This is a genomic window from Pseudoalteromonas sp. BMB (assembly GCF_001709235.1).
GTDB classification, from domain to species: domain Bacteria; phylum Pseudomonadota; class Gammaproteobacteria; order Enterobacterales; family Alteromonadaceae; genus Pseudoalteromonas; species Pseudoalteromonas maricaloris.
Genome location: NZ_MBQA01000137.1, coordinates 36,705 through 50,352, shown reverse-complemented (window position 1 = coordinate 50,352; position 13,648 = coordinate 36,705). Strand labels below are relative to the sequence as shown.

The 13,648-nt window shown below is 43.9% G+C and carries 20 protein-coding genes; 1 reads left to right on the top strand and 19 read right to left on the bottom strand.

From position 1 onward, the window contains the following. Positions 1-528: 528 nt before the first annotated feature. The 18 genes from rplQ to BB427_RS09035 all read right to left on the bottom strand — a co-directional run bounded on the left by rplQ (position 529) and on the right by BB427_RS09035 (position 10,371). Positions 529-927 carry a 50S ribosomal protein L17 gene (rplQ, locus tag BB427_RS09115; protein WP_039493510.1) on the bottom strand — a complete coding sequence of 133 codons (399 nt, stop codon included), beginning with the start codon at positions 925-927 and terminating at the stop codon, positions 529-531. A 39-nt stretch (positions 928-966) separates the two neighbouring features. Next, positions 967-1,953 (bottom strand): DNA-directed RNA polymerase subunit alpha, encoded by a 987-nt coding sequence (locus BB427_RS09110; RefSeq protein ID WP_010378288.1) that lies wholly within the window; start codon positions 1,951-1,953, stop codon positions 967-969. 24 nt (positions 1,954-1,977) lie between these two features. Beyond that, entirely contained in the window at positions 1,978-2,598 is a 621-nt protein-coding gene (gene rpsD / locus BB427_RS09105) for a 30S ribosomal protein S4 (protein ID WP_010378286.1), read from the bottom strand. Between the two features lie 21 nt (positions 2,599-2,619). Continuing rightward, positions 2,620-3,006: a 30S ribosomal protein S11 gene (rpsK, locus tag BB427_RS09100; protein ID WP_010378285.1), complete on the bottom strand. Its 387-nt coding sequence runs from the start codon at positions 3,004-3,006 to the stop codon at positions 2,620-2,622. Between the two features lie 13 nt (positions 3,007-3,019). Continuing rightward, positions 3,020-3,376, bottom strand: a complete 357-nt coding sequence (gene rpsM / locus BB427_RS09095) for a 30S ribosomal protein S13 (protein WP_010378282.1) — start codon at positions 3,374-3,376, stop codon at positions 3,020-3,022. A gap of 131 nt (positions 3,377-3,507) precedes the next feature. Beyond that, the gene (gene rpmJ / locus BB427_RS23855; protein ID WP_002959476.1) at positions 3,508-3,621 is read right to left on the bottom strand and encodes a 50S ribosomal protein L36; all 114 of its coding nucleotides are present in this window, start codon (positions 3,619-3,621) and stop codon (positions 3,508-3,510) included. 22 nt (positions 3,622-3,643) lie between these two features. Then, positions 3,644-4,972, bottom strand: coding sequence for a preprotein translocase subunit SecY (secY, locus tag BB427_RS09090; RefSeq protein ID WP_010606805.1), 1,329 nt, complete (start codon positions 4,970-4,972; stop codon positions 3,644-3,646). An 11-nt stretch (positions 4,973-4,983) separates the two neighbouring features. Further along, on the bottom strand, positions 4,984-5,418 hold the full coding sequence (rplO, locus tag BB427_RS09085) for a 50S ribosomal protein L15 (RefSeq protein ID WP_010378278.1): 435 nt from the start codon (positions 5,416-5,418) through the stop codon (positions 4,984-4,986). 4 nt (positions 5,419-5,422) lie between these two features. Next, entirely contained in the window at positions 5,423-5,602 is a 180-nt protein-coding gene (rpmD, locus tag BB427_RS09080) for a 50S ribosomal protein L30 (RefSeq protein WP_010378276.1), read from the bottom strand. Between the two features lie 6 nt (positions 5,603-5,608). Continuing rightward, on the bottom strand, positions 5,609-6,115 hold the full coding sequence (gene rpsE, locus BB427_RS09075; protein ID WP_010606806.1) for a 30S ribosomal protein S5: 507 nt from the start codon (positions 6,113-6,115) through the stop codon (positions 5,609-5,611). 9 nt (positions 6,116-6,124) lie between these two features. Further along, positions 6,125-6,475: a 50S ribosomal protein L18 gene (rplR, locus tag BB427_RS09070; RefSeq protein WP_010378271.1), complete on the bottom strand. Its 351-nt coding sequence runs from the start codon at positions 6,473-6,475 to the stop codon at positions 6,125-6,127. Positions 6,476-6,484: 9 nt separating this feature from the next. After that, on the bottom strand, positions 6,485-7,015 hold the full coding sequence (gene rplF, locus BB427_RS09065) for a 50S ribosomal protein L6 (protein WP_010378268.1): 531 nt from the start codon (positions 7,013-7,015) through the stop codon (positions 6,485-6,487). 13 nt (positions 7,016-7,028) lie between these two features. Continuing rightward, positions 7,029-7,421: a 30S ribosomal protein S8 gene (rpsH, locus tag BB427_RS09060; RefSeq protein ID WP_010378266.1), complete on the bottom strand. Its 393-nt coding sequence runs from the start codon at positions 7,419-7,421 to the stop codon at positions 7,029-7,031. Between the two features lie 20 nt (positions 7,422-7,441). Beyond that, the gene (gene rpsN / locus BB427_RS09055) at positions 7,442-7,747 is read right to left on the bottom strand and encodes a 30S ribosomal protein S14 (RefSeq protein ID WP_010378264.1); all 306 of its coding nucleotides are present in this window, start codon (positions 7,745-7,747) and stop codon (positions 7,442-7,444) included. Between the two features lie 10 nt (positions 7,748-7,757). Continuing rightward, a complete protein-coding gene (gene rplE, locus BB427_RS09050) occupies positions 7,758-8,297 on the bottom strand; it encodes a 50S ribosomal protein L5 (RefSeq protein WP_010378262.1) in 540 nt (179 codons plus the stop codon). Positions 8,298-8,312: 15 nt separating this feature from the next. After that, a complete protein-coding gene (gene rplX, locus BB427_RS09045; RefSeq protein ID WP_010378260.1) occupies positions 8,313-8,627 on the bottom strand; it encodes a 50S ribosomal protein L24 in 315 nt (104 codons plus the stop codon). 10 nt (positions 8,628-8,637) lie between these two features. Next, complete coding sequence (rplN, locus tag BB427_RS09040; protein WP_010378257.1) at positions 8,638-9,006, bottom strand: 50S ribosomal protein L14; 369 nt, start codon at positions 9,004-9,006, stop codon at positions 8,638-8,640. A 525-nt stretch (positions 9,007-9,531) separates the two neighbouring features. Beyond that, a complete protein-coding gene (locus BB427_RS09035; RefSeq protein ID WP_069020444.1) occupies positions 9,532-10,371 on the bottom strand; it encodes a polysaccharide deacetylase family protein in 840 nt (279 codons plus the stop codon). A gap of 167 nt (positions 10,372-10,538) precedes the next feature. Here BB427_RS09035 and BB427_RS09030 point away from each other — a divergent pair, with 167 nt between their 5' ends. After that, positions 10,539-13,091 carry a serine/threonine-protein kinase gene (locus BB427_RS09030; RefSeq protein ID WP_069020442.1) on the top strand — a complete coding sequence of 851 codons (2,553 nt, stop codon included), beginning with the start codon at positions 10,539-10,541 and terminating at the stop codon, positions 13,089-13,091. Here the strand turns inward: BB427_RS09030 and BB427_RS09025 are convergent. Next, complete coding sequence (locus BB427_RS09025; RefSeq protein ID WP_069020440.1) at positions 13,088-13,552, bottom strand: hypothetical protein; 465 nt, start codon at positions 13,550-13,552, stop codon at positions 13,088-13,090. The genes BB427_RS09030 and BB427_RS09025 overlap by 4 nt on opposite strands. Positions 13,553-13,648: the final 96 nt, after the last annotated feature.

Below are 13,648 nucleotides of genomic sequence, written 5' to 3'. Positions count from 1 at the left end.
GATTTTAGTGCAACCCTTTTTTAAAGAAAATTGCGAAAAAACGTTTGTTCGAGCAAAAATGAAGCGAAACGTCCATAAACCGCACTAAATGATGATAAAATGGACCTTCATAATGTCATTTTATGGCTGCTTTATACAGTTAACCCATTATCTGACGCTAGCACCTCTATATAGTTACCATATCGTAGCCCCGTTTCTCCTTAGATGTTTACGTGATTGGCTCATCTACACTCACCATCATCGTTAACTAAGCGACCCTTGTAACCAGAGGAGTTTATTCACCAAGTTTTGGTTAATCTGCACATTTAAATATACCTAATCAAAAGCTTGAACTTAGATAGTTCTTGATGGGAGGTTAATTTTGTAGAGTCTGAGTATTATGGTGTGGGTCTATTTGCTTATGTTCATCTGCATCTTTACGAAAATAAGCTGTGGTTTAAATCTAAGACTAGAGATTGTACTGTGCGGGTTATGAAAAAGAAAAAGCCGAGCTATGCTCGGCTTTTTTTGTGTCTTTAATAAGACTAATTACTCTGCAGACTGCGCGTCTTCTTGAACTTCTTCAGTCGCTGGGCGATCTAGTAGTTCAATGTAAGCCATTGGCGCATTGTCACCTGTACGGAAGCCACACTTAAGAATACGAGTGTAACCACCTGGACGATCCGCGAAACGAGGACCGATCTCAGTGAACAATTTACCAACTACTTCTTTATCACGCGTGCGAGCAAACGCTAAACGACGGTTTGCTACGCTGTCAGTCTTAGCCAGTGTGATTAAAGGTTCAATTACACGGCGCAGCTCTTTTGCTTTAGGCAAAGTAGTTTTGATGATTTCGTGCTTCACCAAAGAACCAGCCATGTTGCTAAACATCGCTTTGCGATGGCTGCTGTTACGGTTTAATTGACGACCACTCTTACGATGGCGCATGACCCTATCCTTCTAACTAAACTAATATAGTAACTTAGATTACTCAGCTAGACTTGCAGGTGGCCAATTTTCTAGGCGCATACCTAGAGATAGACCACGTGAAGCTAGCACGTCTTTAATTTCAGTTAGAGACTTCTTACCAAGGTTTGGTGTTTTCAGAAGCTCAACTTCAGTACGCTGTACTAAGTCACCGATATATTGAATTTGCTCGGCTTTCAGACAGTTTGCAGAACGTACAGTTAGTTCTAAGTCATCAACTGGACGAAGTAGAATCGGATCGAACTCCGGCTTCTCTTCTTTCTCTTCTGGCTCAGAAACATCACGTAGGTCTACGAATGCATCTAATTGCTCAGCAAGGATAGTTGACGCACGGCGGATCGCTTCTTCAGGATCTAAAGTGCCGTTCGTTTCCATATCGATGATTAGTTTATCTAAGTCTGTACGCTGCTCAACACGAGCTGACTCAACCGAGTACGCAATACGCTCAACCGGGCTGAATGATGCATCTAGCAACAAACGGCCGATTGGGCGCTCATCGTCATCAGAGGATAAACGACTAGACGCCGGTACATAACCGCGACCACGCTCAACACGAATGCGCATGCTGATTTCGCTATTGTCAGCCGTTAAGTGACAAATGACATGCTCAGGGTTGGCGATAGTCACATCTCCGTCGTGCTGGATATCAGCCGCAGTCACAGGGCCTACACCAGACTTAGTCAGGGTAAGGAAAACTTCATCTTTACCTTCTAGAGATACCGCTAGACCTTTAAGGTTTAACAGAATTTCAATGATGTCTTCTTGTACGCCTTCTTTCGCGCTGTACTCGTGCAATACGCCGTCAATTTCAACTTCTGTCACAGCACAACCAGGCATAGATGAAAGAAGTATACGACGTAGAGCATTACCTAGTGTGTGGCCAAAACCACGCTCTAGAGGCTCTAAAACTACTTTAGAACGCGTTGAGCTTACAGCGTCGATATCGACTAATCTTGGTTTTAGGAATTCGGTTACAGAACCCTGCATTTTATCCTCTCTTAACTCTTAACTTTACTTCGAGTAAAGTTCGACGATTAGTTGTTCGTTAATGTCCGCAGACAGATCAGAACGCTCTGGTAGACGCTTGAAAGTGCCTTCCATTTTCTTACCGTCAACTTCAATCCAAGTTGGCTTTTCACGTTGCTCAGCCAACTCTAGAGCAGCGATGATACGCGCTTGCTTTTTAGACTTCTCGCGAATTACTACTACATCTTCAGGAGTAACTACGAAAGAAGGGATATTAACAACACGACCATTAACCATAACCGCTTTGTGGCTTACTAGCTGACGCGCTTCAGCACGTGTGCTTGCAAAACCCATGCGATATACAACATTGTCTAGACGTTGCTCTAGAAGCTGTAACAAGTTTTCACCTGTGTTACCTTTAAGGCGAGCAGCTTCTTTGTAGTAGTTACGGAATTGCTTTTCTAGTACACCGTAGATACGACGAACTTTTTGCTTTTCACGTAGCTGTAAACCGTAATCAGATAGACGACCTTTACGTGCGCCGTGCTGACCAGGTGCTGTTTCTAGTTTACACTTAGAGTCAATTGCTCTTACGCCGCTTTTAAGGAACAGGTCAGTACCTTCACGACGACTCAGCTTGAGCTTAGGGCCCAAATATCTTGCCATGTTCTTTCTCCTAACCTATTGTTATACGCGACGTTTCTTCGGTGGACGACAACCATTGTGTGGAATTGGCGTCACGTCAGTGATGTTAGTGATACGGTAACCAGCAGCATTCAATGCACGAACAGCAGACTCACGGCCTGGACCTGGACCTTTGATGAATACTTCTAGGTTCTTAAGACCGTACTCTTGTGCAGCAACACCTGCACGCTCCGCAGCAACCTGTGCAGCGAATGGAGTAGACTTACGAGAACCACGGAAACCTGAACCACCCGCAGTCGCCCAAGAAAGAGCATTACCTTGACGGTCAGTGATGGTCACAATCGTGTTGTTGAAAGATGCATGAACGTGAGCCATGCCGTCAACAACCTGCTTTTTGACCTTTTTACGACGAATTGGTGCTTTTGCCATAACTTACCCCACCTTATTTCTTGATAGGCTTGCGAGGACCCTTACGAGTACGCGCGTTAGTCTTAGTACGCTGACCACGTAGTGGTAGCGAACGACGGTGACGTAAGCCACGGAAACAACCAAGGTCCATAAGACGCTTGATGTTTAGTGTAACTTCACGACGAAGATCACCTTCAACAGTGTACTTGCCAACTTCTTCACGAAGGATGTCAAGTGTTTCGTCATTTAACTCGCCGATTTTAGTAGTTTCAGCGATACCTGTCGCAGCTAAGATCGCCTTAGCGCGAGTTTTACCTACACCATAGATGCTTGTTAAACCGATAACAGCATGCTTATGATCAGGAACGTTAATGCCTGCGATACGGGCCACTAACATATCTCCTATAAATAAACTTGATTATCATCTTGCTGGAAAGCCCGTATAGGATACCCAACCGACATTCAAGTTTTACCAAAGAAACAGGCTAAGTAAAGTTACTCAGCCTGCACGACTTAATTTGCTTAGCCTTGCCTTTGCTTGTGCTTTGGCTCACTGCAGATCACACGTACAACACCTGCACGCTTGATTACTTTGCAGTTACGGCAAATTTTCTTAACGGAAGCACGTACTTTCATTACTCAACTCCGTAAACTGACCTTAACGGCCGTAGCCTTTAAGGTTCGCTTTTTTCAGCACAGAATCATATTGATGTGACATCATATGAGTCTGTACTTGTGCCATAAAGTCCATGATGACAACAACGATAATCAGAATCGATGTACCGCCGAAGTAGAATGGCGTTTGCCATGCCATAGTCATAAACTCGGGCACCAGACAGATAAAGGTTATATACAAAGCACCTGCCAATGTCAGGCGTGTCATCACTTTATCAATGTATTTAGATGTCTGCTCACCTGGACGAATGCCTGGAATAAAAGCGCCAGATTTTTTCAGGTTATCTGCTGTCTCACGCGGGTTAAACACCAACGCAGTGTAGAAGAAGCAGAAGAAGATAATAGCCGCAGCTAATACCATCGCATACAGTGGTTGACCTGGAGTCAATACTGCTGAGATAGCTTGTAGCACATCAGCGACCGGACCTTCACCTTGGCCAAACCAGCTTGCTATTGTACCAGGGAACAAAATGATACTGCTAGCAAAGATTGGTGGAATAACACCCGCCATGTTAACTTTTAGTGGTAAGTGCGTGCTTTGAGCAGCAAATACCTGACGACCTTGTTGACGCTTCGCATAGTTTACAACGATACGACGTTGACCACGTTCGAAAAACACAACTAGGTAAGTTACGGCGAATACGATTACCGCAATCAATAACAATGCTAAAATATGCAGATCACCTTGGCGCGCCATTTCTGCTGTCGAACCAATTGCAGACGGCAGGTTAGCTACAATACCAACAAATATTAGAACTGAGATACCGTTACCGATACCACGCTCAGTGATTTGTTCGCCCAACCACATAAGGAACATAGTTCCTGTGACTAAGCTCACTACAGCTGTGAAATAAAAGCCGAAGCCTGGATTCACAACTAGGCCTTCCATCATGTTAGGTAGACCAGTAGCGATACCTATCGATTGGAATGTAGCAAGCACAAGCGTACCATAACGCGTATACTGGCTGATTTTCTTACGCCCTTGCTCACCTTCTTTCTTAAGCTCTATCATCGCAGGATGTATGTGCGTTAATAGCTGCATAATAATCGAAGCCGAGATGTACGGCATAATACCTAGCGCCAATACCGATGCACGCTCAAGCGCACCACCGCTGAACATGTTGAACATCTCAACAATGGTGCCCTTTTGTTGCTCGAAGAATTCGGCAAGTACAGCGGCGTCAATCCCAGGGATTGGCACAAAAGAGCCCAGACGGTAAATAATGATAGCACCCAATACGAATAGTAATCGGCGCTTCAGTTCCGCAAGCCCACTTTGTGCACTTTGCATATCTTGACCTGGTTTAGCCATAGCGTACTTCCTTAGTCTTCTACCTTGCCTCCGGCAGCTTCGATAGCTTCGCGTGCACCTTTAGACACTTTCATGCCTTTAACAGTAACAGCGCGTGAAACTTCGCCAGATTTTACAACTTTTACGAACTGGATGTTCTTTTTAACGATACCAGCTGCCTGTAACGCGTTTAGATCTACCACATCGCCTTCAACTTTAGCGATTTCGAATAGATTCACTTCTTTAGACACAAGAGACTTGCGTGAAGTGAAACCAAACTTAGGTAGACGACGTTGCATAGGCATTTGACCGCCTTCGAAACCAACGCGTACTTTACCGCCAGAGCGTGACTTTTGACCTTTGTGACCACGGCCACCAGTCTTACCAAGACCAGAACCGATACCACGGCCAAGACGCTTACCAGCTGTTTTTGAACCTGCAGCAGGTGAAAGTGTATTCAAGTTCATCGAATTACCCCTCAACCTTAACCATGTAAGAAACTTGGTTGATCATACCGCGAACTGCTGGCGTATCTTCTAGCTCAACAGTGTGGTTGATACGACGTAAACCAAGGCCACGTAATGTAGCTTTATGCTTCGGTAAACGACCGATTGAGCTACGTACTTGAGTTACTTTTACTGTGTTTGCCATGGTGTCTTACCCCAAGATTTCGTCAACGCTAAGACCACGCTTCGCAGCAATACCTTCTGGAGAATTCATATTCTCTAGCGCTGCGATAGTTGCGCGAACGATGTTGATCGGGTTAGTTGAACCGTATGCTTTAGATAGTACGTTCTGTACGCCAGTTACTTCTAGTACTGCACGCATCGCACCACCTGCAATGATACCTGTACCTTCAGATGCAGGCTGCATGTAAACTTTAGAACCCGCGTGGCGACCCTTGATTGGGTGCTGTAGCGTGTTACCTTTAAGTTCAACAGTGATCATGTTACGACGTGCTTTTTCCATTGCTTTTTGAATAGCAGCAGGAACTTCACGTGCTTTACCATAACCAAAACCTACTTTACCAGCGCCATCACCAACTACTGTTAGTGCAGTGAAACTAAAGATACGACCACCTTTAACCACTTTAGACACACGGTTTACCGCGATTAGCTTTTCAGCCAATTCAGGCTGTTGTGCTTTTGCTTCTACGTTAGCCATTGTCTACTCCTAGAATTGCAGACCGGCTTCGCGCGCAGCATCAGCTAGCGCCTTCACACGGCCGTGATATTTAAAGCCACTGCGATCAAAAGCGATTTTTTCAACGCCTTTGTCAGCTACGCGCTCAGCGATTGCTTTACCAACTGCTTGAGCCGCTTCGATGTTGCCTGTGCCTTTAACTGTTTCAACAATTGCTTTTTCAACAGTAGAAGCAGCAGCCAGTACATTACCCTCAGCATTAATTACTTGAGCGTAAATGTGACGTGGCGTGCGGTGGATAACAAGACGTGTTGTGCCTTGTTCGATAATATTTCTACGAGTGCGCTTAGCACGACGTAGACGAGCTGTTTTCTTATCCATCGTCTTACCTTACTTCTTCTTAGCCTCTTTACGACGCACGTGCTCATCAGCGTAACGTACACCTTTACCTTTATAAGGCTCTGGTTCACGGTATGAGCGGATGTTAGCAGCTGTTTGACCAACTAACTGCTTGTCTGCGCCTTTAACAACAATTTCAGTCTGGCTTGGAGCTTCGATAGTGATACCTGTTGGGATCTCGAAGTTCACTGGGTGAGAAAAGCCAAGGGTTAAATCTAATGAATTACCCTTAACTGCCGCACGGTAACCAACACCTACTAGCTGTAGTTTCTTCTCATAACCATCGTTAACACCAACAATCATGTTGTTGATTAGCGCACGTGCAGTACCAGCTTGAGCCCAAGCATTAGCAACTTCACGAGGAGCTGTAGTGATAACGTTGTCGTTTAGTGAAACTTCAACCGCATCGTTGATTGTGCGAGTTAATTCACCGTTCTTGCCTTTAACTTTGATGTCCTGGCCGTTAATTGTAACTTCAACACCGGCAGGAACATTGATTGGAGCCTTCGCTATACGAGACATAGTTCCCCTCCGATTAAGCTACAAAGCCAATGATTTCACCACCAACGCCAGCGGTACGCGCAGCGCGGTCTGTCATCAGGCCTTTAGAAGTTGATACGATAGCGATACCTAGACCACCCATTACCTTAGGTAATTCGTCACGTCTCTTATAGATACGTAGACCAGGGCGGCTAACACGCTGGATGTTTTCGATTACAGCTTTGCCTTCGAAGTACTTAAGTTCGATAGTCAATTCTGCTTTTACGTCACCAGATACTGCGAAGTCAGTGATATAACCTTCGTCTTTAAGTACCTTAGCTACAGCTACTTTCAGCTTTGAAGTTGGCATTGAAACAGATACCTTCTTCGCAGACTGACCGTTACGGATACGTGTGAACAAATCCGCAATTGGATCTTGCAAGCTCATGTCTTACTCCCGTGATTCTATTACCAGCTAGCCTTTTTAAGGCCAGGAATTTCACCGCGCATCGCTGCTTCGCGAACTTTAATACGGCTTAAGCCGAACTTGCGAAGGTAACCATGAGGGCGGCCCGTGATGTTACAACGATTACGTTGACGTGAAGGGCTAGAATCGCGTGGTAAAGACTGTAGCTTTAACACTGCATCCCAACGCTCATCATCAGATGCATTAACATCGCTGATGATAGCTTTTAACGCAGCACGCTTTTCAGCATACTGAGTAACTAATTTAGCACGTTTTACGTCACGTGCTTTCATTGAATTCTTTGCCATAACCCTACCCTTACTTTTTGAATGGGAAGTTGAACGCTTCTAACAACGCACGGCCTTCGTCATCTGTTTTCGCAGAAGTAGTGATTGTGATATCCATACCGCGAACGCGGTCTACTTTATCATAATCGATTTCTGGGAAGATGATTTGTTCACGTACGCCCATAGAGTAGTTACCGCGACCGTCAAAAGACTTTGCGCTAACACCGCGGAAGTCACGAATACGTGGCATCGCGATAGAGACTAAACGCTCTAGGAAATCCCACATACGCTCGCCGCGTAGGGTTACTTTACAGCCAATTGGGTAACCTTCACGGATCTTAAAGCCAGCAACTGATTTGCGTGCTTTAGTCACTAGAGGCTTCTGACCAGAGATTGATTCTAGGTCTGCTACTGCGTTTTCTAGAATTTTCTTGTCAGCTAGGGCTTCGCCCACACCCATGTTAAGTGTGATCTTTTCGATCTGAGGGACTTGCATGACAGAGCTGTAACCGAACTTCTCTTGAAGCTCTTTTACCACTTTGTCTTTGTACACTTCATGCAGTTTCGCCATCGTCTACTCCAACTATTAAATAGTTTTACCGGTAGACTTGAAGAAACGGACTTTTTTACCGTCTTCAAATCTAAAACCTACACGATCCGCTTTGCCAGTTTCGGCATTGAAAATCGCTACGTTTGATACGTCGACTGACGCTTCTTTCTCAACAACACCGCCAGCTTGCTGTAGTTGTGGTACAGGCTTCTGGTGTTTCTTGATGATGTTAACGCCTTCAACAAATACTCGGCCAGTTTCAGTAACAACTGAAAGCACTTTACCGCGCTTACCTTTGTCTTTACCGGCTAGTACGATTACTTCGTCATCACGACGGATTTTTGCTGCCATGATCGACTCCTTATAGTACTTCTGGTGCTAGTGAAACGATCTTCATGAACTTTTCAGTACGAAGTTCACGAGTCACAGGGCCGAAGATACGAGTACCAATAGGCTGTAAGTTATCATTTAAGATAACAGCCGCATTGCTATCGAAACGGATTAAAGAGCCGTCTGGACGACGTACGCCTTTTTTAGTACGCACTACTACTGCGTTTTTAACATCACCTTTCTTCACTTTGCCGCGAGGAATCGCTTCTTTAACAGAAACTTTAATGATGTCGCCAACCGCTGCGTAGCGACGGTGCGAACCACCAAGGACTTTTATACACTGCACTTTGCGAGCGCCGCTGTTATCAGCAACGTCCAGCTGAGTTTGCATTTGGATCATCTTAATGACCTCCGGTGTAGTTACAACTCGCCTAGATTTCGTTCAAAATCAAGGCATTTAGGTTAAATTCCACTCAAAAAACTGTGATTATGTCTTTCAAGGGCGGGCAATTGTATCAGCAATGTCACATCAAAGATAGTTCAATTTTTAATTAATTTAACGCGTTAACATGACGTACCGATTACAGTTTGAGGATATGGCGGCAAGCAATCGAGAATTCAACCACTTGCGCAAATATTAAACAAAGTTTACAGCGGAAATTTTATTTCGATTATTGTTTAGGCATATCGCTTAGTAGGCTGTGAACAAGAATTTCTCATCCTTTTCTCACAAACAAGCTCAAGCTTTGAGCAAGCAACTATATAGAGCGACATAGAGCGACGAGAGAATTTTAGAAACCGTCAAGTCGAGATAAATCTCGACCTACGACTCTCTTTTACTTTTGATGTAATCACCCACATTGCTTACGGTGTCTAACCAATAACCGTTTTTAGGGTCCTGTGAGAAGTCGAGATAAATCTCGACCTACGGCTCTCTTTTACTTTTGATGTAATCACCCACATTGCTTACGGTGTCTAACCAATAACCATTTTTTGGGTCCTGTAAATAAGGAATAAGCTGGTCTAACATTTTGGTATCGACGGTGTACATGCCTTTTTCACCCACTTCATGTCCAGCAAGAATTATCCAACTGTTATTTGCCCTAAGATGCTCCAGCAGCCCTTTTAGTTCTTCAAAGCTAACACCGTCCATCCTGATTCCGGTGAGTTGCGCAAAGTCAGTATAAGTTGGGTGGTTAGCGGTTTCATCTAACCACGTACGGCCACTGTCAAAATGCTTCGCAATCACCGGTACATAACTTTTTACTTCAGCGCCGCGACCAACAAAGGTATTACCACAAGGGTATGCAAAGCTTCTAGGTGTTACGCCCAAATGCTTTTCAATATATTTTGTGGTGCTTACTACATCCCGTTCTATGTAAGCCAAATCAACCTGTTCCAGCCCTTTGTCCTTTTCCCTTAGCCAAGCAAAGTTACCCGTACATAAGTGTTCACTGGTGTGATTACCTATTTCGTGCCCCTGCTTCACCGCGGCTTGCCACAACGCGAGTTTTTCCTTCACCAGTGGTGGCATAACATAAAATGTGCCTTTCACCTTGTGGTGATTGAGTAGCGGCACTCCCACATCAACTTGGCTTGGCCTTGCATCATCAAACGTAAGGCTTATTGCGTTACGAGCGTTATTGGGGTAACTAAAGATTTGGCTGCTATCAGCCGCTATACTAGACGTATTCACGAGCAGAGCGCTTGCCATCATGGCGGCCAAACTGAAGTGAGAAACTAAATTAGAAGATAACTTTGCCATTTGCTTTTCCTTATTGTTGTTTATCCTTATAACCTATATGAGGCTGTGAGTATGACAAAGTGTTAAATTTTCAACTTGTTATTTGCGACTAAGCCCAACGCAAATGGTACTAATTTAGTATTTTTAGCGATACACTAACCCCAATAATAAAAGAGAAAGACAGCGCTGTGTTGAAGTTAGAAGAATACTATCAGGACGTGATCTTGCTCGCCGAAGGCGGAATGAGCAAAGTGTACCTTGCTACCGACAAAAAATTAGGCCGCCGAGTGGCGGTAAAGGTGATGTCACTAACTCAGCACACGCAATCAGATGCACTCAACGAAGCCCGACTGTTAGCGCGTTTTAACCATCCAAACATAGTACAAATTTATGATGTCTTTGAAAGCGATGGTCAAATGGCTTTGGAAATGGAATATGTGCAAGGTGCAACTTTACAGCACTACACAAAAACACACGTATTAACTACCGAGCAAAAAGTCGAGCTACTAAGCCATATTGCCGATGGCCTGGCCTCAGCTCATGGCCAGAACATTCTTCATTTAGACTTAAAACCTGGCAATATACTGGTTAATGAACAGAGCATAGCCAAAATTGCCGACTTTGGTATTTCACAATTAGAAGACAACCAAGCCTCTCGTCCACATACCAGTTACGGTAGTCTCACAGCAATGTCACCAGAGCAACTGCGTGATGAAACGCTAGACAGTCGCAGTGACTTATTCTCATTTGGGCTAATAGCTTATCAATTGTTAGCAGGACATCATCCTTATTTCGAACAAGCTGACGATGGTAGTGACAAGTCTATTGCTGAACAGATCAAGTTCCAGCCATTAAAAGCAAGTGCAAAACGTATTTTAGATATTCCCCCTGCACTGGCACAGCTCATTGATCGCTTATTGCAATACGACAAAAACGCTCGCCCAAGTAGCGCTAATGAAGTCAGTCAGCAGCTAAAGCAAATTTTACACGCCTTTAGCTACGATAACAGCGAAGCGACAGTGTCACTTGAACAAATAGAGCTACGAGATAGAGCCAGAGAGAAAACCAAAGCACGTAAAAAGCAACTAGGTATTGCAGCACTTTTCACCTTTTTAGTGTGCCTAGCCGTTGGTGGGTACTGGTACTGGCAGGAAACCAAACCTAAGATCTATATTGCAGCGCTACCGATAAAATTCACTAACTCTTTTCAACTACTTGAAGCGCATCAACAAAACATCGAGCTAGCAATTAACGACGCACTTAAACAACATTTTTTAAGTAATGATGATTACGTCTTCATTTCAGACAGTGAAGTAGAGCAAACACAGAAATTTATTGGAGTTGAAGCACCATTAAAGGCATTGGGGCGAGCGCTAAATAGTAATGAACTCATTACGATAAAACTAGACTGTAATATTCAAAGCTGTGACATCGTTATCGACTTAGTTGATGCGTCTAATGGAGCCTTGATTAATAGTGCGCGAATAATGACCTCGAGTGAAAACTACAGCCATGTTTTTGCTATTACGGACTCGGCCCTCACTTCATTAACCGGAGGCTCAACTGATTTAGCCACTGGCAATAAAACATTACTGAATAACTACGCCACACTGCATGATGCTAGCTTAGTACAAGGGGCGGACCGCGCTGCGATATTAAAAGAGTTAACAACGCTGATTGATACTGCGCCGGACTTCCTGCCGCTGTATTCACTTTACTCTGAACTCGCGACTCAGTTGTATGAAGATAGCTCAAATGATCAAATACTTCTAAACTGGGAACAAGTATTACAGCAAGCCCCCAAGAGATTAAAAGCAAGTACAATTATTCAAGGTTCCTATCTCGAGTTTTATGCGTTTGCAAAAGACAAAATCCGTGCCAAAGGAACCTTTTTAGCAATTCAGAATTCAGCCAAGGACGAGTATCAAAAGCATGCTCTGATCAGCATCTACTATCATTTAATAAACGATTACACTTCGGCACTTCATCACACTGAGCTTGCCTATGAACTTAGGCCAACCTTAAAAGTCATCCGCAATGCAGCCTTGTTCAATATGAAGCTTGGCCAATATGAAGAAGCCTTGCCGTACTTACGAGCAGCCAGCCACTACGGCCCTGATAATCTGAAAACACTGAAGGCCATTGCCGATATCTCTCTTCTACTTGGTAAGCTCCACGACGCAGAAAAATCTTATCAAGCTCTAGTTGAGCGCTCATATACAAGTACGGCTACCTTTAATAATTATGCCATTGTATTGATGCTATTAGGTGATTTAGAAGGGGCACTAGAGTTTGCTGAACGAGCCTCTCAGTTGGCGCCCAGCAATGTAGAAATCTTACTTAACTACGCAGACATTTACTCCCTAATGGGTGAGAAGGCGCAAGCCAGTGAAGTGTATCTGCAAATTTTAGCCAGTGATCCAGCAAGCCAAGTTGAAGTCGTGCGCATCCAAGCTTTAGCACACCTAGGTAAGCACCAAGAGGCATTAATAGCAATTGATGAATATTTGGCTGAGTATCCCGATTCAGCTGAAGCTTTTTACGTAAAATCGTTAATTCAAACACTGATAGAAGAAAAGTATTCCGCGATGGCTTCACTGAAAAAAAGCATTGATTTAGGCTGGAGCCCGTCTTTTTATCGCCTGTCATGGTTCAAGACACTATGTCACTCGCCATCACTTGAATTAAGAATTGGCACAGAACATTTTACCTATCTGTGCCAAGTGCAGATTACGAATTAACCAGGAACATCTGGGTTGTCAATTATCACCCTAGGATCTTGAGAAAAATAACGCACAGCACCATTTGCGGAATCATATTGAGCAACAAGTCTGAACTCAATTTTCGAGTTGTTATTCTCTACGAGTGTAACAACTCTCGCATCAGGGTTAGCTGAAAGCGCTTTGATATCATCTTCACTTAGCGTATTCGCAACATTCAATGCTTCAATCTTCACTTCAACTGTAAACTCATCTTTTAATGTGCTTATAAGGTTATAATTGAAATTGTCTTGCGCTTCGGTAAAAAAAGTACCGTTTTCAGCAAAGCTCCAGCCGGCTTCATCAGTAACGAGCTTATAAGTTAGAACAGCGCTTTCACCCTGAGCTAATTTAAGTTCAACTGGTTTATCGTCATTTGAAAATATCCAGTTACCCTCAGCTTTTGGCGTCACCGTGTATTCGAGTAAAATAGGTGTACTCATTCTTTTATCCTTCGTTTGTTTATAGAGCTATTCGCATCTATCTAAGCACATGAATAGCAGTAATTCTATTACAGCTGGTTACAACTTATAGGCATA

Excerpts from the sequence above, each read along its gene's own strand:
- rpsE (WP_010606806.1), bottom strand. The coding sequence starts at position 6,115 with ATGGCTAACGTAGAAGCAAAAGCACAACAGCCTGAATTGGCTGAAAAG.
- secY (WP_010606805.1), bottom strand. The coding sequence starts at position 4,972 with ATGGCTAAACCAGGTCAAGATATGCAAAGTGCACAAAGTGGGCTTGCG.
- BB427_RS09025 (WP_069020440.1), bottom strand. The coding sequence starts at position 13,552 with ATGAGTACACCTATTTTACTCGAATACACGGTGACGCCAAAAGCTGAG.
- rpsH (WP_010378266.1), bottom strand. The coding sequence starts at position 7,421 with ATGAGCTTGCAAGATCCAATTGCGGATTTGTTCACACGTATCCGTAAC.
- rpmJ (WP_002959476.1), bottom strand. The coding sequence starts at position 3,621 with ATGAAAGTACGTGCTTCCGTTAAGAAAATTTGCCGTAACTGCAAAGTA.
- rplR (WP_010378271.1), bottom strand. The coding sequence starts at position 6,475 with ATGGATAAGAAAACAGCTCGTCTACGTCGTGCTAAGCGCACTCGTAGA.
- rpsN (WP_010378264.1), bottom strand. The coding sequence starts at position 7,747 with ATGGCAAAGAATTCAATGAAAGCACGTGACGTAAAACGTGCTAAATTA.
- rplQ (WP_039493510.1), bottom strand. The coding sequence starts at position 927 with ATGCGCCATCGTAAGAGTGGTCGTCAATTAAACCGTAACAGCAGCCAT.
- rpsD (WP_010378286.1), bottom strand. The coding sequence starts at position 2,598 with ATGGCAAGATATTTGGGCCCTAAGCTCAAGCTGAGTCGTCGTGAAGGT.
- rplX (WP_010378260.1), bottom strand. The coding sequence starts at position 8,627 with ATGGCAGCAAAAATCCGTCGTGATGACGAAGTAATCGTACTAGCCGGT.
- BB427_RS09110 (WP_010378288.1), bottom strand. The coding sequence starts at position 1,953 with ATGCAGGGTTCTGTAACCGAATTCCTAAAACCAAGATTAGTCGATATC.
- rplE (WP_010378262.1), bottom strand. The coding sequence starts at position 8,297 with ATGGCGAAACTGCATGAAGTGTACAAAGACAAAGTGGTAAAAGAGCTT.
- BB427_RS09035 (WP_069020444.1), bottom strand. The coding sequence starts at position 10,371 with ATGGCAAAGTTATCTTCTAATTTAGTTTCTCACTTCAGTTTGGCCGCC.
- rpmD (WP_010378276.1), bottom strand. The coding sequence starts at position 5,602 with ATGGCAAACACAGTAAAAGTAACTCAAGTACGTAGCTCAATCGGTCGT.
- rpsK (WP_010378285.1), bottom strand. The coding sequence starts at position 3,006 with ATGGCAAAAGCACCAATTCGTCGTAAAAAGGTCAAAAAGCAGGTTGTT.
- rplF (WP_010378268.1), bottom strand. The coding sequence starts at position 7,015 with ATGTCTCGTATAGCGAAGGCTCCAATCAATGTTCCTGCCGGTGTTGAA.
- rplO (WP_010378278.1), bottom strand. The coding sequence starts at position 5,418 with ATGAACTTGAATACACTTTCACCTGCTGCAGGTTCAAAAACAGCTGGT.
- rplN (WP_010378257.1), bottom strand. The coding sequence starts at position 9,006 with ATGATCCAAATGCAAACTCAGCTGGACGTTGCTGATAACAGCGGCGCT.